Consider the following 19,978-nt stretch of genomic DNA (forward strand, 5'->3'; position numbering starts at 1 on the left):
AAAAGTCGATAACGCAGTAAAAATGGCCAACAAACGCTACCCGAAGGGTTCGGCTAAAAACGTTTTACTCTTTGTTGAAAGGATCTTGCTTAGATGACTAGGCATCAATCCATTCGCCTCGATTAAAACGTTTTTAACTCGAACAAAATTTAACCAGCAAAGATCAGCAGGCCCTAATGTATAAAGATGGATACCGTGAGCACTCATGTTATTCATCTTTTTCGCTTAACGCGCATATTTCTAAATTCACTTTTACTATGTTTATCTGCTTTATGGACTTTTGCTTCCTAGCGTTCACTTCCTAACTTTCACTTCCTAACTTTCATCTAGCACTTTCTTTGAAAAAATTTTAATTGCTCCACGCCTTGTTTAGCCTTTATTCTACATTAACTTGAATTCGGCATAAGGGATGAACTTATGCGATTTAAAATCAACATGTTAACCAAGCTCATCGTCACGCTTGTAATTGTTATGCTAATAAAGCGAATTGACGCGCCAGTCTCTTGCAAGTCGATTTAACGCAGTTAGCAGAGCAAAGCGTTGCTTGAAAGGCTTTTATTATCGCGAGCTTAGGTTAAATTAATATTTTGTAGAAGTGTTTCATTTTCAATGAGGTTAATGTGAATTTACCCAATGTAGTACTAAAACAAGCCGAACAGACCTTAGCTGTCACCCCATCAAAAATTGTCTGTATTGGGCGTAATTATGTAGATCATATTCATGAACTGGGCAATGACGTGCCAGATGAAATGGTGGTGTTTTTAAAGCCGAGCTCTGCTATTACTGGCACTTTATGCAGTGAAATGGGTGAAACATTACATTACGAAGCCGAGCTGTGTTTTATGGTTAAGGATGGTCAATTTAGCGCGGTAGGCGTTGGCCTTGATATGACCAAGCGTGAGTTGCAGGGCAAACTCAAAAAGCAGGGCTTACCGTGGGAGCGCAGTAAAGCGTTTGACGGCTCAGCGTTGTTTAGCGAGTTTATTCCAATGACGTCGGCGCAACAAGATTGGTGTTTTCAATTGACCATTGATAACCAAGTAGCTCAACTTGGGCACCAGCAATTAATGACCTATCAACCCAACGCCATGTTTGCCGCCATCACTGAGTTTATGAGCTTAAATGACGGTGATATTGTGATGACTGGTACCCCAAAAGGGGTTGGCGCTGTTTCTGCTAATACTTCGTTTGAAATCAGCCTGTGGCCAAATGTAGCCTTTGAGGTATTTGAAACCGCACTGTCTGGTGAAAAATCAATGACCCAGCTTTGTGGCCCAGCGATGTTAGTTAAACAGTGGCAAGCAGTTTGAGTGAGGAGTGTTAAAAGCAAAAAGACCCTCTTAGCTAAGTGGGTCTTTTTTATTCATAATCCAAATCAGTTTGGTTATTTCATTAACGCGACGGCTTCCATATCGAGCTCAATATCAGTACAGCCTTTAGCGCAATAAATACCGGGCGCTTTCGCATTTGGCTTGGCATTTTTATTGTTGGGCGGCAATTGCAATGTCAGTGGTTTATTGCAGTCGGCACATGTGGCGCTGTTGCCTTTTAGCATGCGTTTAATCAGATTTTTCTGCTGGTTAAATGACGCCAATGTTGGGCCATTTACCGCTGAAAAATCGAGTTTTTGTGTGTCGCTCATCATTGTTCCTATGCTGGCTATTTAACTTGATCTGCCGGGCGCCAACGTTGTAATGCAACGGGTAGGCTAACACCCTGTGCCGTTAATAGATTCACTCGGGCCAAATAAGCGGCACCGTGCATTAAATGTTTGGCCAAGTCTACTGCATGGCGCTGGGGGTAGTCATCTAAATAACTGCCTTTTGCCCAGGCGTTAAATGCGCCAAGTGCAGGGCCTGCCCAGATTTGATAATCCATTTCACGTCCTGCCTCACCAGCATTTGACCAACGGCTTGATAAGCCAAGGTACCAACGGAAAATTAACGCCATTTTACGTTTAGGGTTATCTTTAGCTCGCTCTATTTGTTTTGGGTCGCGCTCATTAAAATGCGCCACTGTGCCGGCCCAAATGTCATCTAGGCTTGAGCGAAACACTTGTTTTTCAAGCTTTTCACGCTCATCAGCCGGAATGGCTTCTATTGAATCATAACGAGTATAAATTTCGTATAACTTGTTAGCGCGCATCGGGAAAAGGGTGCCGCGCTTAACCACTTGCAACTTAACGCCCATTTCGAACATATCAGCTGCTGGTGCCATGGTGACATCGGCCATTTCTGTGGTGGCCAATAATTTACGAGTATGTTCACTGGCGCCAGCTTCTACGCAAGCCTGGTTAATTGATCCGGTGACAATAAACGCCGCGCCCATATTGAAAGTCGCCAGTGCGGCGTCGGGCGTACCCACACCACCTCCAGCACCGACGCGAATAGGGGTTTTGTAGTTGTACTGTGTCTGGACTTCATCTTTTAGCGCCAAAATTGTTGGCAACAAGGTCACTAATGGACGGTTATCTGTGTGGCCGCCAGAGTCGGCTTCGGCGGTAATGTCATCAGCCATGGGCACTAATTGTGCTAATTCCATTTGCTCGGCGCTGATCAAGCCATCATCAAGCAGTTGTTGCAGCATTTTTACCGGTGCGGGCTGCATAAATTTAATCGCCACTTCGGTGCGGCTAATTTTTGCGATGACTTTGTTGTCTATTTGAATTTCACCATGTGCATCACGGCTTAACCCTGCTGCGCGGTAATAGACAATTTGCGGCGTTAAGCCCAAAAAGGCCGAGGCTTCAACTGTGCGCACTTTGTGTTTTAAAAATAGCTCTACGCTACCACGCTCAAGTGCTGGCTCACTTGGGCTATGGATTAAGTTAAAAGCATAAGGCCCATTCGGCAGGGCGGTTTGAATGTGCTTAATAGCTTGCTCAACCCGAGACGGAACAAGGCCCGCTGCACCAAATGAGCATAAAATACCGGCCTGACCTAATGCGATAACCAGTTCTTCAGATGAAATACCGTTGGCCATAGCACCAGCGTAATAAGCGTATTTAACCCCGTGCACACGGCGGAAATTACTGTCGCCTAAACTTTGGGTGCCAAGGGCTGGGGCAAAGGCGCTGACAGGCAGTTCATTGGCCGCAGTAATTGCATCGGTTACCACTTGAGCTTGCTGTGCAACACCTAGGCCTTGCTGATGATCATTAACCACATAACAGGCTTGCGATAAGTCTTTAAGCTTTTTGTTCATTCCTGCAGAGTCAAAACTGACGTGCTGCTGGCTCACTTGCCAAGGCCATGGAGAAAGCTTTTCGTTTTTTAATTGGGTTGTCATTATTTTTTCCTTGAAAAGCTAGGCTTCTTCAATACAAATAGCGATGTCTTTTACTTCGTAAATGCGTAAACCATCTTTACTTAAATTGGCATCACCCACGATGATGCGTTTACCGTTTTCGTCTTTTACTGCACTGATGTGCACATCTAACGACATTTGTTTGTTTAGCGGATTAATTTGGCCGCGGTATTTCCATTTTATATCCGACAAAATCTGGCCGAATTTAGGATTGGTAAAGCCAGCGCCTAAATCGTTAGTAATCGCGTAAGTTTGCATTAACTCGATGATAGCTTCAACGCCTAATGAACCTGGCATTACCGGATCTTGATGGAAATGGAATTGGAAGAACCAGTCACTTGGGTCAATGGTGCGTGATGCAGCTAAATAGCCCTGCTTATACTTGCCGCCGTTATTGACGATTTCTGCCGTATCGATAAAGTTAAGCTGACCACCGGCTAAGCGGTAATGTGGCTGATGTGCAGGCGCATTAAACACGCGCGATTGTTTATCAAGCAAGTTGATAATGCTGTCGGCTGCGACATTGTTGTCGACATGCCAGGGTTGGGTAATTTTACCGTTATCAATGCCAAGCTGGTTTTTAAGTGCATCACCTTTAAAGTAGCCAAACACTGCGCCGCCTGTGTAAAACGGTTCGCCATCGACACTTAAATCAAAGGTAAAGTTTTGAATAATGTTACTGCCTGCAATCACGGTCGACAATAAACGCGAATCGTTAACGATGGTTTTGCCGCGTAAATCCACATGGCGCAGTAAGGTGCCGTGACCGTCGAGGTTACGGAAAAACAATTCTTGTCCCGGAAAGCCTAACGTTGTGCCCATGTAGCCAGAAATAAAGCCATTGGGTTGCAATGATATTTCCATTAACACCGAGTATGGCATTACCGCCTGATGGCTGTTTTTGGCAAAATACCATGCATCTGTTGGTACTTCATATTCAGCAATACACGATGACGGTTTTTTCAGTTCGCCACGCTTACCATTAATGTCGATAACGCGGGTGGTTAACTGTAAATCACCGCAAGGTGTACGCGGCGGGATCAGCCCTTTATAAATGCTAAAGTCTGGCCCAAAGCATTTTTCAATATCGCCAGTAGCAAATTCAAACATATGATACGGCGTAAAAGGCACAGTATCGGGCACGCGGTTAGCGTATTTAGAATCAGCACTGACTTGCGGCGCTGCAACGTGTTTTAGCGGGATAACGCCTTTATTGGTTGCTGCATTGGTGTCGGCTATTTTCGCCATTAACGGGGCGACATCTTGCTGGCCGGCGTTGTTGTTTAAGCCAGTTGGTGTTTGATTTGTTGTGTCTGCTGTTGGCTTGGTGCTTGTATTAGCAGTTGAGTCGCCAAGGTAGCGGGTGCATTGCGCTTCTTCTTTGATCATCACCCCGAGGTTTTGAAAATCGACTACTACTTTGCCATTAAGCAAAATATCAATATTGGCTTTAGCATATGGACGTGGCGAAATACCGATTTCGGTGACTTCCATACGGTAAGTTAACTCGCCGTATTGCGGTAACACCTGGCCGCGACAACGCACTTTTTGCGAGGCATTTTCCAGCGGTTGAAAACGGCCGTTTTCAACTAACGTATGCATACCAATATGCAACATAAAGAACTGCAGTAATTGGCCACAGCCTTCAGCCATTAATGAGCCGGCCATCACTTGGTCGCCTTTAAAATGACACGGGAAATACCAATGATCTGGCGCTAATTGCTTGTGGCCTTCAACTAACCCTAGGCCCCATGTGCCGCCGCCCACTTGTAAGTTGCTTACGCGCTCAATCATTAAGAACTTTTCAGACGCAAAACACAGCGATTTTTGCATGCCAGTTTGCAGCTGGTGGCCAACGTGTTCGCCGCGAAAGCAGCTGCCAATATCGCCAGTTAATAAATGGTGAATTTGACCATAATCAAAGGCTGATTGTGCGCAGTGTAGTAACGGTGCAAATGTCGGTTTATTTGGGTTGTTAAGCACTTGCTGACGCAGCTTAATTTCATCTTCGGTTTGGATAACGCCTTTACCATCAGACAATTCTTTGTCGGTAAAGAAGCCGGCACAGCCGCCGTCCATTTTCAAAATCATCTTGTCGCCGACAAAACATTCGTACGAGAAGAAAAACAATAAGGTGTCGCCATTGCGGGCAAAGTTATTGATTTTAATGTCATAACGTAGGGTGTCGCCGCCACGCGGTAAATCACTTAGGAAGGTCAAGGTGCAGTCGAGTAAGCGATAAACGCGCTCGCCTTTGTTTTCAAAATCGATGCCTAAGTAGCTAATTAACATTAAATCGCACTGGCCCGACTCAACCGCGACGGCCCAGGGAATTTGCCCGTCAACCAGATACGGCGCATCAACTGGGATGTCGTACTCTGTGGTCATTGAGCAAGGTTTGTATTGATTCATGCTGGCATCAAGTTTGGTTACGCGAGATACCAATAAGTAGTCGGTAGTGGGTAAGCGCACACGGCGTGAATAGCTGTCGATGATGGCATAATCTGGGCCAAATACTTTGGCGATATCACCTTCGGCATATTCCACTAAATCGGCGTAGTTCCAAATACACGGTTTATCTGCCGGAATGGGGACGGTGTAAGCCGGAACCTGCGCATGGTTCGGTGCCAGTACCGATTGAGCTTCAACGTTATGAGTTGGCGCATTGGTTGTTATTGTTGGTGCTATTGTTTGCGCTGTTGCGGCAGACGTCATCGAAGCCAGTTGTGATTTTAACAAGCTGTCGGCAACTTTTAACCCTGCCTCTCGACTGGCTAAAAACGCTAAGTGGGCTTGTTGTGCTAGCCATTGGTTTTGCTGAAAAGCGGTTAAATGTGCTGGTGGTATCGCCGAGCTAATCCCTTGAGTTGGATTAGTGTGATTGTCTGTTGGTTGAGGCTGCGAACCTGGAATCTGTGCTGAATGACTTGCGGGCATAATAGGCTCGTTTATATTCATTTTTATTGGGGCTTGTTCCACTGAAACGGGTTTAATCGATGCGCATTGGTTAACAATGTTATCGATAGCAGCAACTGGGCTGTCGACAATGTGCTGATAGATATCGCGGCCACCTAAACTGACTTGTTTAATCAAGCTTAGTTTGGCGCTTTTGGTTAGCTGCTCTGTGAGCGGCTGACTTAAGCGGCTGGCAAGCGTCTGTTGCTGTAATGCATTAAGCGATAATCCAATGCGTGAGTATTGATTTTCACTGGCGCTAATCACCTGTGCATTAACGTCCGCTTGTTGTAACTGCTGACTTTGGATAAGTGCATTAAGCAAGCTTGCCATGCCAGAGGCGGCAAAGGTATGGCCTAACACATCTTGTGCGCTTGTAATGCTATGTGGCTTAGCCATTTGAGTTAACTGACTCGTTAGCTGCAGCCCAAAATCAGACAGTTGGCAAAGTGGTGCAATATTGAGTTCATTGATATCAAAGGTTTGCTCGAGTTTGAGCTGATCTTGCTTGGCAAACTGCACGCTATCAATACTGGCAAAGCTGTCGGTTGGATGATCTTGCTGTAATACAATCGCGCCAGTACCTTCACCTAAGTGGATAGCGCTTTCCTGTAAACCCGTAGCTTGCAGGTGTGCATTGTTGAGTAGGCAGTTTTCAATACTGCCAGACAAATCAACCGCAGCAATAATCACCGCATCGAGCGGTTCTTGTAACGAGCCCATGGCAAACAAGTTTTGCGCCACATCAATACAGCGATTAACCGATTGTTCAGCGGCTGAAATGGTAAAGGCGGGGCCGTTAAAGTCCCAAAGCGATGAAATCCTCGACGCCATAATATTGCCAATAAAACTGGTGTACTGGTTTAATTTGGCGGCATCGAGCACGCTGTCCATGGCGATGGCTTCAAGGGCCTGGTATTCATCGTTTGTAAGTTCAACACCTTGAGCGGCGAGGCTTTGCGCAAGCTGGCTGTGCAAGTTTACTCGGCCACGGAATTGATGTAATTCTAGCTCGGTTTCCATGGCCACTAACACGGCCACTTTGCTACCGGGTTTAAGGTTGGCATTCACAATGGCTTCATCGGCGACTTTTATCAGTAACAACTGTTGCGAAATTAATCGGTCGTCTTCATTCGGCGGCACTTTGAAGCGTAAAAAATCAAAGTCGAATTGATCTATGTATGCACCATCAGGCACCTGCTCAATACCGTATTTGGCCAATAGTTCTGGATGTTTGTTGATGCCTTTCCAGCGTTGAGTCGGCAATGGGGTAAATAAATGTTGTTTAGCGCGAATACGCTCAGCAAGCTGATTAACGCTACTGCACTGGCCAAAGTGAGCTGCCATCCCGGTAATGTGCATCGGTTTTTCGCTGGCGTTGATCACCTGAGTCGGTTGTTGCGATGTTGCCGCTGCTTCAGAGTACGACTCTAATAACAGGTGAGCATTACAGCCCCCAAAACCAAATACTGACACGCCAGCATGACGTGCGCGATTACCGACTTTATCTGGCCAAGGTAGCACTTCATTGGGCAAGGTTGCCTGACCAAATAAGCCATTAGGAGAGGCGATAGGTGCGCTGATATTAATACTCGGTGGTAACACACCTTCACGCATGGCAAAAATCATTTTCATGATGCCTGGCATACCCGCTGCGGTGAGTAAGTGGCCCAAATTAGATTTAGCCGATCCAAGCCGTGGCGTGGCACTGCCATTGAGTTTATCTTCAAAAAAGCGCTCCATTGAGGTTAACTCAACTTTGTCGCCCAATGGCGTTCCCGTGGCATGGCATTCAATCACTTCAATGCTGGCAGGGGTAATGCTTGAGTCTAATGAGGCCGCTTCACGATATGCTCGCTCAAAGGCTTGCACTTGGCCTTTACTGTTTGGGCTAAGCACAAACTGGCCTTTACCGTCGTTTGATAAACCAATGCCGCTGACGAGGGCATAAATATGGTCGCCATCAAGCTCGGCATCTTCAAGGCGTTTTAGCACTAAGACGCCAGCACCTTCACCGGCAAACAAGCCTTTGCTGTTGCTGTCAAACGGCGCTGAAATGCCGTGGTCTGGATAGGCATGAAAAATCGAAAAGCCCATGTTGATAAAAAAGGGATCAGCGCCCGATACCGCGCCAGCCAGCATCATGTCGGCTTTGCCAGTATGCAAATAATCACAGGCAAGCTTTAATGCATAAACAGAGCTAGCGCAGGCAGCATCTAGGCTTAATTGCGCGCCGCCCAATCCTAAGGCATCTGCTACTAGCTTTGAGGCATTGTGAGCCACCGCGCCATTGCGCCAATTATGTTGCTCGGTTTGTGCGGTTAAACCAAAATCTTGCAATACAAAATTAGGTTGTTGTAATTTGGTTTGTAAGGCTTTTTCGACCACGCTGTGATAAAGCGGTACAAATAATTGGTTTGACTTAGCGGTGGGGAACGACAAGGCGCCCATCACAATACCGGTACGCTGTAAGCTAGGATGATTAAGATCGGTAATCCCAGCATCGGCTAAGGCGTTACGTGCTGTGTCGGTGGCCCATAAAAAGCTGTCGTCTAGGCCTTTAAAAGCACTGCTATCAATATGATAACCATCAGAGTTAAAACTGAAGTCCTGAATGTAGCCGCCTTTGTCGCAATAAAAACGGTCTGACTGACCCTGCACACCGATGTAATCGCTAGGCGATGCATTGAGTTTTTGCGCATTTATTTGGCTACGCGAATCTTTTTTGTTGATGAGGTTTTGCCAAAATTTTGCCGGAGTGTCGGCATCGGGATATTGATTGGCTAAGCCTACAATGGCTATCTTGGGAGCAGCTTGAGAACTCAATGAGGTTCTCCTTCTAATAAAGTGTCACCATGCTCAACAGCAAAGCTGTTGGCGGCAATGAATAAGGTTTGTTGTTCGATGGCTTCGTTTAAGCTTTGCATAAACGGGGTTAATGACATGGGTACTCTGTGAGTCATTAACTGGGCTAAGCATTTCAATAAACTGTTGATGTCGTCAGCGCCTTTAGCATTGACGGCCAATGCTTGAGCCTGCACATCTGTTGTTTGTTGGCCAATAATTTTATCGATTATGGTGGCGGTTTGTCTGTCGGCGCCGACTTCAACAAATAAACGGCAGCCCTGACTAATTGAGTCGCTGATCAGCTGGCTAAAGTCCAGTGGATGACAAAAGGTGTCGGCAATTGACTGAGCAATGGCGTGTGATGTTAATTCAACTGGCTGTTTTTGCGCTGCCGATAAAAACTGAGTCGATGTCGGCAGCGTTGCAGCTAATGGCTGCAAGTAAAACTGTTTTACATCGTCAACAATATTGAGTGCCGCAGGGGTATGCATTGCCGTGACTCTATTGGCGGCAATGCCACGTTTACCGGCTTGTTTGAGTAATGCTTTGCAGCTTTGTTCGCAGCCAGCTAACACTAAGCTGTCGCCCTGAATAATGGCAATGTAAGCACGAGGATAATCGACTAGGTACGGGCTAAGGTCGGCAACTGTCGCGCGGGTAACAAAGCTGTTCCACACTATCGGTTCATCATTTGCTAATTGCCAGGCTTGTCTCACACAGCGCAGTTCACCTGAAATATCTTGATTAAAAATACTGCTGTTTTGGGTTGAATCGATTAACTGGTGCGGGGCTTGCCATACACCTAAACTGGCCCACATGGCGGCTTCGCCCATTGAATAGCCTAAAGCGAAGGCCGGTGTTATCTCAAATTCATCCTGCAATATTTTGCTGAGCATGTAACTTGCGCCCACCCCCGCAATGGCAAGCTCACTGAGGCTCATGTGGTTATTGTTTTTCTCTGCAGTGGCATAAATCGCTTGAGTTTGCAGCATGGCTGGCAAGTCGCCTTGCGCTTCTAACTTAGCAAATAGCTTAGGAAAAACATGACCAAGCTGGCTAAACATCTGCGGGTAAACCGTGCCGACACCTGGGTAGACAAAGCTCAGCCCGTTGGCGCCTAATGGTGACGCGGTAAAGCAACTGCCTGCAGGCGTTTTGTAGTGTAACCTTGTGTTGTTAAGCGTTGAGGCGTTTTGAGTTTGTTGAGTATCAAGTGCCGCGAGCATGGTAGATGCTTCTTGCTGTAAACCGCTTTGACTCGTTGCCATTAACACCAAGGCATAAGGCGCTTGCGATTGGTATTGTTGCCATTGTTGGTGGATAAATTTAAGCAGGCCTAGCTCATCGCATGGCTCGCTGAGTGCGTCGCAAACGGCGGTTAATTGTGTGTGTAACTGGGCAATATTCTGTGCTGATACTGGCAGCATTAATCGGTTTGCTGCTAATAATGGTTTAGCACTCAGTAATTGACTGCCTTGTGTGAGCACGAGTGCGAGTACACCGATGTTACTTGGGTAACACAAGCTTGCCACACGGCTTTGGTGTGCTGGCGTAAACCAAAAATCTTGGCTGTTGGGCACACGTCGATAGGCAATGTCTTCAATAAGCGCGACCAATGCATTGAGTGCAATATTGGCCTGAGTTAACTCTACCGCTTGAGGTTGAGTATGTTGTCTTTTGGCATGAGCGAGTGCTTGAGCCATTGCTTGATCGGTGTTATCACCACACCCTATTCCGTTTAAATAGGCATGAGCATGTAAGCCATTTTTAGCCGCAGTGATTGCCGGCATAATCCACAGTTTATCGTTAATACTTACAATATCGTAGCTATGATTGCCAAGCAGACCTGCCGCGTCTAACAACAGGGCTTCTAACGGCTGAGAATCTATCGGCTGATGCTTTGTGGATAACTTGCTTACACTGTTGGCATCAGGCGCAGCCAACAACAAGGCCAGGCGCATTGGCTTGGCTTGTTGTTGTTTGAGATCAGCGGTTAACTTTTCGGTTAACGCTGCTTGCTGAACGGCGGACATCGCGTTTACTGAAAAGGTCACACGGTATCCTTGCTGTGCTGATTCGCAGGCTGATTCTCATGTTGATTGATAAAGGCCTGATTCAGTGTTTTGCTAATGGTGATTTTAGCATCACGCATTTGACAGCTTAAACGTCCATCTTGATGATACAAACTCACATTGGCCAGTAACATTCTGCCGCTGTGTTTTACCACCTCAAGCTGGATGTAACCCTGATCGCCACTGGAAAAAGGTGCTACCGTGATAAATTGCCCCATTGATGATGGCAAACTGGCAGCATCGTATTTGAGTCTTGCCCAAACCAACATGGCCTGTAACAGCAAATCTTCGGCAAATATTTGGCTACCACCGGATACTGCCGATGGCGCAAAGCCTGGGCTGTCGGCAGGATCAATTTGCGGTAACTTAACCTCACACAGCAGCTCGGTATCATCAAAGCTCAATACTTGCTTAATACCCTGCAAACGCGGTCCATGGAACAAGGTGCCGTTTTGATACAAGGTATTGCCTGCATGTATTGCGGGCATCTGCGCGAGCTTTTGCAGCACGGTTGAAGGTAACGATGACTGAGCAACTGCGGTGGGCGTTAGCGCGTCATTGACAACTAATGTTGCCTGATATTGCGGTTTCATTGTGCTGTCGGGCTCGTCTAACACACAGCTCGAAATCAATGCACTTAAGCCAGTGTCAGTGTGGGTGAGTTGCAGCTTTAGTAAATGTGTCTGGTCGGTGTCAAAAATAACCCCTTTAAGCAATTTATAGTCAGCAATACTCACAGGCACATGGCACAAGGTTTGTGCGGTTTCGCGCATCCACTGGATAGCACACACGGTCGGCAACACTGGGTTGCCGGCAATGCGGTGATCGTTTACAAATGCAAGCTCATTAGGTTGCAGCACCCGTGTCACCGTAATGGTTTGGGTGTCTGCAGCCCAATATGGCGCAGAAAACGTCAGCGAACCCTCTGCGTGTGGCAAAGTGTTCGCATTAGGCTTTTTTGCCGTTGCATCCTCTGTGGCTGAGCCTTGCATGTCTGAACCAATTAGCATTTGCACACCTTGCGAGCTTAATAAGCTATGAGCAAATAAATTGGCTCCGGCCTCAAGCGGGATGACGTATACGCCACGTTCTACGAACATTTTTTTCAACGCAGAACTCACCATACCGCCGTCCCATGGGCCCCAGTTAAAGCTCATGACTTTGGCTTGTGGTAATTGTGCGGCCAATTTTAATGCGGTTTTATTAAGGATTTCATTCGACATCGCATAGTCGCTTTGACCTGTGTTGCCATAAAACCCAGCAGCCGACGAGAACATGGCAACCAATTTGATTTGTTGTGGTTCAAGCGCATTAATAATGCTTGCCACACCAGTCACCTTGGTGCTGTATACGCGGTTCAGTTCATCCAATGTTTTGTCTTGAATGTGCTTATCCGCTAATACGCCAGCACCATGAATGACACCATTGATGACTAACTTTTTACCGTTAGCATCGGTTAACTCTGCCAGTGCGTCGATAACGCCTTTAGCCTTGCTGACATCCATAGCAACATATTGCGCGCTGGCGCCTACCTTAGTAAAGGCGGCGAGGGCACGGTCAATCTCTAAGCTACTTTGTACAGGCCACACTAACGCATCAATTTGCTTTGGTGTGGGTTTAGCGCCTTGCGACTGGATGAAACCAATTGCGGCGGCTTTAAGCTCAGAGGTTTGTTTACCTTGAGCCCAGGCTGGCATGTCATTGCCTAGGTGTTGACTGCGACCGGCTAATACAAAATGCGATTGGCACTGTTTGGCCAGTGTTAGCGCACATTCAAAGGTCACACCCTTAGCGCCGCCAGTCACTAACACATTGTCTTGCTGTGTCAGTTGGGCAGCAGGATAGCTTGCACTGGTGTTGGGTTGGCTCGCTGCGATTAACGTTACGCGACCTTGTTGGCTAATGCCGACTTCGGTAATGCGTTTAGCACTTGGCGCTGCACCATTAACATCAAACAGTTCAGCAATAATGGCATTGGCAAACGTTTTGGCATCAATATCATTGGCGATATCAAGCGCGCGGCAGAACACATTTGGCCATTCATGGCTTAAAGTTTTGGTGAGCCCAGACAATGCTGCCTGGTTAAGCTCTGCTTTGCTTAGTGCCGCGCTATCAAGGTAGCCAAAGCCACTATCGATACGGCTTACGGTAAAGTAACTTAAGCGTGATTGCAGTGTTTTTGCAAATTCAGCATGCAGATGTTTTGCCCATAAAAAGGCGTTATCAACAGCGGCTTTTGCTGCCTCATTACAACTGACTAAATCTTTGCTGTCAGCGTTAAACTGCGGTTGTAAGTGCACAAAACCCGCAATAGGGTGTTTAGCGCTAATCTCACTTATTACCTTGGCAATGGCTGCATCATCAATGCTGGTTAAGGCATAGCTGCTGATGTCGCTGCTTAAAGGCGAGTGAGCTGTGCTGATGCTTTCTGGGTTACGAATAACGGCGACGGTTAATCCTTTAGCATTAAGTTTTTCAGCAAGTACACCGGCATTATGGCCGTCATCTGTGATGACAATGCAGCTGTCTGTTGAATAACATGCTTCTAGTTTATCCGCCGCTGGCAACTTTTTTAGCGCTACCCCGCTGTGTGGCGGTAAGTCAGAGCTATCAAGTGTTGGCTTAGCTGTTATGCTTTGCTCTGCCGTGGCTGCTGCGGTTGAATTTAGCGCGCCTAGGGTTGCTTGCATGTAGCTGACGATTTCGCCCAATGTACAACATTCAGCTAAGTCTTCTGGGTTCAGCTCAGGTAAATCGGCCAACTCATCCTGTACGGTACCTAAAATTTCCACACGCTTGATTGAGTCGATACCCAAGTCTGCTTCCATGTCCATGGTCAACTCGAGCATTTCGGCTGGATAACCGGTTTTATCGGCCACCACCGACATCATGGTGGTTAACACGATTTCCGCGCTTAAGCCTGATGCTTGAGCAGGAGATGTTTGCACCGTTTGCGCTTGAACTTGTGCAGCCACTGTAGCTGGCGTTGCTGATAATTTAGATTGCATATAGTCAACAATCTCGCCCAGGGTGCGGCACTCTGCTAAATCTTCAGGGTTGAGTTCTGGTAAGCCTGGTAGCTCATCCTGTACGGTGCCTAAAATCTCGACGCGCTTGATGGAATCAATCCCTAAATCGGCTTCCATGTCCATGGTCAACTCGAGCATTTCGGCTGGGTAACCGGTTTTATCGGCTACCACTGACATCATGGTGGTGAGTACGGTTTCCGCGCTCAAGCCTGATGCTTGAACAGGAGATGTTTGCACCGTTTGCGCTTGAACTTGTGCCGCCACTGGAGCTGGCGTTGCTGATAATTTAGATTGCATATAGTCAACAATCTCACCTAGGGTGCGGCACTCGGCTAAATCTTCAGGATTGAGTTCTGGCAAGCCTGGTAGCTCATCTTGCACTGTGCCTAAAATCTCCACGCGCTTGATGGAGTCGATCCCTAAATCGGCTTCCATGTCCATGGTCAGCTCGAGCATTTCTGCTGGGTAACCGGTTTTATCGGCCACCACACTTAACATGGTGCTAAGAACCGTGTCTGCACTTAAACCTGACGTTGATGCAGATACTTGTGCTGCGGGTGTGTTAGCCGTTGATGTAGATATAGCTGGCGTTGCTGATAATTTAGATTGCATATAATCAACAATCTCACCCAAGGTGCGACACTCAGCTAAATCTTCTGGATTGAGTTCTGGCAGGCCTGGTAGCTCATCTTGCACTGTGCCTAAAATCTCGACGCGCTTGATGGAGTCGATACCTAGATCGGCTTCCATGTCCATGCCAAGTTCAAGCATTTCTGTTGGGTAACCGGTTTTATCGGCAACCACAGTTAACATAGTGCTCAGTACTGTGTCTGCACTTAATCCTGACGTTGCTGTTGCTGATTCTTGCGTAGCGGGTGCGCTAGCCAGTGGCGTTGATACAACAGCTGGCGAGGCTGATAATTTAGATTGCATGTAATTCACAATCTCACCCAGGGTGCGACACTCTGCTAAATCTTCTGGGCTAAGCTCTGGCAAGCCTGGTAGCTCATCTTGCACTGTGCCTAAAATTTCAACACGTTTGATTGAGTCGATACCTAAATCGGCTTCCATATCCATGCTAAGTTCAAGCATTTCAGTAGGGTAACCGGTTTTGTCGGCAACCACATTCATCATGGTGAGCTGCACAGCATCTGCAGATAAGCCTGTAGATGCACTTGCAACTGCTGCCGTTGCTGGCATAGGTGCGGTTGGTTGAGCCACTTGAGCGATAGGCGCTGATACTGCTGGCGCTACTGTTGTGGCAGTGGCTGCAACAGGTGCTGGTGCAGCGGCTTGAGTCATCACTGGTGCTTGCGGGGCAGCTACAGGCGTTGCAACCACTTGTTGTGCTGTGGTGGTATTGGCAAACGTGCTCACTGGAACACTTGGTGCTTGTCCTTGTAGCATGGCCAATGCAGCCTGACTAGTTTGTGCTTGTAGAGTTAAAAACTGGCTGTGGCTTTGCAGTGTTTGCGCTTGATGCTGGTGGAATAATTCCATTGAGCGTTGCAAGCTTTCTGGGATAGCGACCCCTGATGATGCCATTTGCGCTTGGGCTGTCATCAATTGATTAAAGGTATCGCCATACTGCTGAGGAATGGCTAAAAACTGCTGATGTAATGTTGCAGTTTGTTGCTGAGCGGCAAAAAATGCACTTAAGCTGTCGTTACTGACTGCGGAATTTGCGTGTACTGGTGCTTGAGCTGTTGTTTGGCTTGCGTGCGCTGGTTGCGCCGTTGCTTGTGTAAGAGGCGTTTGTGCGATAGGCGCTTGAGCTGATGCAGTAGGTGCACTGGCCACTTCAACGTATTCGGTTTTGATCACTTGTTTTTCCACTATTTTTTCCACAATTTTCTCGACAGGCACTTCCACTGTCTTGCTGGTGACTTCGCCGGTTTGCAATGATTTTTGCATTTTGGCTTGTGTGCTTGGACTGATGTAGTTTTGCGCCGTCAGTTTGACGTTCATCGGCGAGGTTTTAGCAAGCTCTGCTATTGGCGCTTGATAAGGATCAACCTCAGTTAATGCCACACCTAATACCGCTAATTGTGTTGCCGCTTGACGCAGCTGTGTATCGCTACTGCCTTTCGGGTTAGGATTTAGGCTGACAACACTGACCGCTTCGGGTTTGTTGCCTAATGTCGCATCAACCAGTTTTTGTAAAATATTTTTAGGCCCAAACTCAACAAATACTCGAGCGCCTGCATCGTACATGGCAACGAGTTGCTCGCTAAAATGCACCGACTGCAGCATATGTTCGCTAAAGACGGCTTGAATTGCTTTGCCGTCGCTTGGGTGAAGCTGGCCTGTACCGTTGGCATATAATGCCACTTTAGGCTTAGCAAACTTAACCTTGCTAATCGCTTTGGCAAACGGCTTTTGCGCGTGGCCAACTAATGGCGTGTGGAACGCACCTGATACTGGCAAGGCAATGGCTTTAAAGCCTAACTCTGCAGTAATGGCTTTTGCTGCATCAGCACAAGCGTCTGTTGGACCAGCAATCACTAATTGCGTTGGCGCATTGTAGTTAGCAACTTTTACGCCATCAAAAACACTGATGCAGTTTTCTAATTGGCTTACTCCTTGTTCTGCTGCTTGTGCCGGAACAATAATAGCGTACATGGCGCCTGGGTCTTGATCGGCTGGTGTGGCAGCCATTGCCTGGCCACGAGCAAAGGCCAATTGATAATAATCATCCTGGCTGATAACCCCTGCTGCACATAAGGCTGACAGTTCACCAAAACTGTGGCCTGCGACCATGTCAGGGCTAAAACCAGCTTGAGTGAACAATGCGTATTGGCCCATGCTCACCGTACCAATGGCGCTTTGAGCATAGGCGGTGTTGGTCAAGGCAGCTTGTTGCGCAGCAATACCCTCTGCCGAAAACGCCGGAATAGGGTAGATAATTTGCGATAATGGCGTTTGCTTATGCTTGGCAAACACTTTGTCTGCTTGCATTAATTGTTGGCGCATTTCAGGGTAGAAACACGCAAGCTCAGTGGCCATATTGACGTATTGCGCCCCTTGGCCTGCAAACAATGCTGCCACTTTTGGCTTAGCAGCTTTGTGCACTAAACTGGCACTGCGATAACTTGCGCCAGAGGGTAATTGCCAGTTATCGGCATCATTGTTAGTTAACTGCGCTAGGGCTTGAGTCAGCTGCACTGTTAAGTCAGCAATTGACGCCACAACTAAGCCTAAACGTGCTGCTGTTGGCGCAATGTCTGAAATGGCAAAGCGCTGGGCTAGCTCGGTTAATGCCAGTTCTTGACTGTTGGCTTTGCTTGTATCGATTGTGGCTATTTCAGCTTGTAGCTCAGCCAATTTACTTTGCAGTGCCGCCTTGTTATCAGCACTGATTAACAAGCTTTGTGGCACTGCGCGTTGACGGTATTTGTCATTACGGGCGTGATCTTGACGGTACTCTTCCAACACGATATGGAAGTTAGTGCCACCAAAACCAAACGAGCTAATTCCGGCACGGCGCGGCGTGTCGTCAGGGCGAGGTAACCATGGACGCGTTTCGGTATTGAGATAAAACGGTGAATCACTGATGCCCAGTTTTGGATGTGGCTTACTGACGTTAATGGTTGGCGGCAACACTTTATGGTGCAATGCTAACGCCACTTTAATCACTCCCGCGGTACCTGCGGTTGATTTGGTGTGGCCGACTTGAGATTTAACCGAGCCAAGTGCGATGTGTTGCTGGGTGTCGTTATCTTCAGCAAATACTGATGTTAAGCCATTAAACTCGGCTACATCACCTGCTGCGGTACCGGTGCCGTGGGCTTCAATGAGTCCCACTGTATGAGGCGCAAAACCAGCATCATCATAAGCACGTTTTAATGCTTTGGCTTGGCCTTCAGGGCGCGGCGCATAAATACTCTTAAACTTACCGTCAGATGAGGCGCCAATACCTTTAATTACCGCATAGATTTTATCTCCATCACGCTCAGCATCTTCAAGGCGTTTAATCGCCACCATGCCAATACCTTCACCAATCATCATGCCTTTTGAGTCAGTATCAAATGGTTGAATGGTGTCGTTGGTGGTAAATGCAGGGGTTTTTGAGAAGCTCATGTACATCGACGGTGAGTTGTCGGTACATACGCCGCCGGTGAGCATCATGTCACTGCGACCTTCAACCAGTTCGGTAATCGCCATGCGCATCGCCGCTAACGAGCCTGCACAAGCCGCATCGACGACACAGTTCATGCCGCCTAAGTCAAAACGATTAGCAATACGGCCAGCAATGACGTTACCGAGTGACCCTGGGAACGAGTTTTCTTCCCAGTGGATATATTGATCTTGAAATTTCTTGATCAGCATTTCGCTGTCGGCATCACTAATACCACTGTTTTTAAATACTTTCTTGAGTACTGGGTATTGTAAGCGGCTGCTTAGGCTGTGATTAATTTTTTGTCCGCCGCCCACACCAAGGGTAATCCCAATGCGGTCGGTATCGTATTGCGCATCGATACCGGCATCAGCTAATACTTCTTTGGCAACCACTAACGACAACAGCTGTGAGGTGTCGGTTAACTCTAAAATGTTAGGTGGCAGGCCAAATTCCATTGGGTTGAAATCGACTTCTGGTAAAAAACCACCGCGTTTGCAGTAGCTTTTATCGGGCGCTGACTTATCGGCATCGTAGTAATCGTCGGCGTTCCAATGGCTGTCTGGAATATCAACAATGGCGTCGATTTTTTCGCTGATTAAATCCCAAAATTTATTCAGGTAACGCGAGTTAGCAAAGATGCTCGCCATGCCGACAATGGCGACAGGCATGTCTTTTAAGCGTTTATTTAAACGCTTATCGATATTACTGGATTGGCTCATATGAGTCTCCGCTTGATAACTGAGAGTCAGTTATCTGCTGTTGGGGTGCAGCGGCTTTAGATGCCTTTGGCGTTGCCGCTGATTGACTTGCTCCAGGAAAACGAGCAAGAAAAGTATGATAGTTACGTACTAATAATTTACGTAAATGAAATGGTCCGTGCTTTAGCACATAAGCCATATAACGATTACTCGCCTGAGTATGGCTGTCTTGATAAATATCTAGATAAACCCAGTCGGTGTCAGCATCAACGCCCAATAACACCGAAGAAGCTTGCTTGGGGCTGTATTGTTTGGGGATGCTTAATGATTCAACTTGTACCACATGATCGACACTGGGGAACGATAAGGTATCTGCCAGTGTTTGAGGGTTGACGGCATAAGTGACCACGTCAGTGCCTTGGGTAATGGGTAATTGATTAAAATAACGCTCAGGCACAAATGCACTGTCAACGTCATCGAGTTTTGATACGCCATGACGTTTTAAGCAACGCGCTAAACCAGAACGGGAAACATTTGGATTAATAAACTTCTGGGTTATCGACAACAGTCTGTCTAACGGCATTTTGAGTTGGTATCGCAAACCGACCACCACATATTCTTGCATGGGTGACAAGGTGGTATTGAGTTTATGCGGGGTGTTAGGGGTATTATTGACTGAGTCACGCTTACGCCATTTGCGGATGGTGGCTTCACTAATATTAAGTATTTTAGCGAGTTGGCTGACGCTGTATTCGGACTGCTGAATAAACTGCCGCATTTCTGGGGTCGTCGTGGCATTACGGTGTTTAACCGTTTTGGGACGTGACCGACCTTCAGCAGACTTAGGTTCAGGATGTGAGTTTATCTTTTTTGCCATCTAGACAGGGATTCCAAATAATCTATTGGGATGTTCGCTCGCTAGACTCACTCAAGTTAGCTCAAATATCCATT

General features: G+C 47.1%; 7 protein-coding genes. 1 reads left to right on the forward strand and 6 read right to left on the reverse strand.

The window, feature by feature from the left end; all coding sequences use genetic code 11:
* The first annotated feature begins 620 nt into the window (after window positions 1-620).
* Window positions 621-1,310 carry a fumarylacetoacetate hydrolase family protein gene (locus IEY48_RS15520; RefSeq protein WP_188921946.1) on the forward strand — a complete coding sequence of 230 codons (690 nt, stop codon included), beginning with the start codon at window positions 621-623 and terminating at the stop codon, window positions 1,308-1,310.
* A 74-nt stretch (window positions 1,311-1,384) separates the two neighbouring features.
* Here the strand turns inward: IEY48_RS15520 and IEY48_RS15525 are convergent, their stop codons facing one another.
* Genes IEY48_RS15525 through IEY48_RS15550 form a run of 6 tightly spaced genes read right to left on the reverse strand, consistent with a single transcriptional unit; the run spans window position 1,385 to window position 19,904 of the window.
* Window positions 1,385-1,642, reverse strand: coding sequence for a hypothetical protein (locus IEY48_RS15525; RefSeq protein WP_188921947.1), 258 nt, complete (start codon window positions 1,640-1,642; stop codon window positions 1,385-1,387).
* Between the two features lie 17 nt (window positions 1,643-1,659).
* Window positions 1,660-3,288, reverse strand: coding sequence for an eicosapentaenoate synthase subunit PfaD (pfaD, locus tag IEY48_RS15530; RefSeq protein ID WP_188921949.1), 1,629 nt, complete (start codon window positions 3,286-3,288; stop codon window positions 1,660-1,662).
* An 18-nt stretch (window positions 3,289-3,306) separates the two neighbouring features.
* Window positions 3,307-9,087 carry a hotdog fold thioesterase gene (locus IEY48_RS15535; RefSeq protein WP_188921951.1) on the reverse strand — a complete coding sequence of 1,927 codons (5,781 nt, stop codon included), beginning with the start codon at window positions 9,085-9,087 and terminating at the stop codon, window positions 3,307-3,309.
* Window positions 9,084-11,162 carry a PfaB family protein gene (locus tag IEY48_RS15540; protein WP_188921953.1) on the reverse strand — a complete coding sequence of 693 codons (2,079 nt, stop codon included), beginning with the start codon at window positions 11,160-11,162 and terminating at the stop codon, window positions 9,084-9,086. The genes IEY48_RS15535 and IEY48_RS15540 overlap by 4 nt, the downstream gene beginning before the upstream one ends.
* Entirely contained in the window at window positions 11,159-19,048 is a 7,890-nt protein-coding gene (locus IEY48_RS15545; protein ID WP_188921955.1) for a type I polyketide synthase, read from the reverse strand. The genes IEY48_RS15540 and IEY48_RS15545 overlap by 4 nt, the downstream gene beginning before the upstream one ends.
* On the reverse strand, window positions 19,032-19,904 hold the full coding sequence (locus tag IEY48_RS15550; RefSeq protein ID WP_188921957.1) for a transcriptional regulator: 873 nt from the start codon (window positions 19,902-19,904) through the stop codon (window positions 19,032-19,034). The genes IEY48_RS15545 and IEY48_RS15550 overlap by 17 nt, the downstream gene beginning before the upstream one ends.
* Window positions 19,905-19,978 lie beyond the last annotated feature (74 nt).

It is taken from the genome of Shewanella saliphila, from assembly GCF_014648295.1.
In the GTDB taxonomy this organism is placed as follows: domain Bacteria; phylum Pseudomonadota; class Gammaproteobacteria; order Enterobacterales; family Shewanellaceae; genus Shewanella; species Shewanella saliphila.

Excerpts from the sequence above, each read along its gene's own strand:
- pfaD (WP_188921949.1), bottom strand. The coding sequence starts at position 3,288 with ATGACAACCCAATTAAAAAACGAAAAGCTTTCTCCATGGCCTTGGCAA.
- IEY48_RS15545 (WP_188921955.1), bottom strand. The coding sequence starts at position 19,048 with ATGAGCCAATCCAGTAATATCGATAAGCGTTTAAATAAACGCTTAAAA.
- IEY48_RS15550 (WP_188921957.1), bottom strand. The coding sequence starts at position 19,904 with ATGGCAAAAAAGATAAACTCACATCCTGAACCTAAGTCTGCTGAAGGT.
- IEY48_RS15525 (WP_188921947.1), bottom strand. The coding sequence starts at position 1,642 with ATGAGCGACACACAAAAACTCGATTTTTCAGCGGTAAATGGCCCAACA.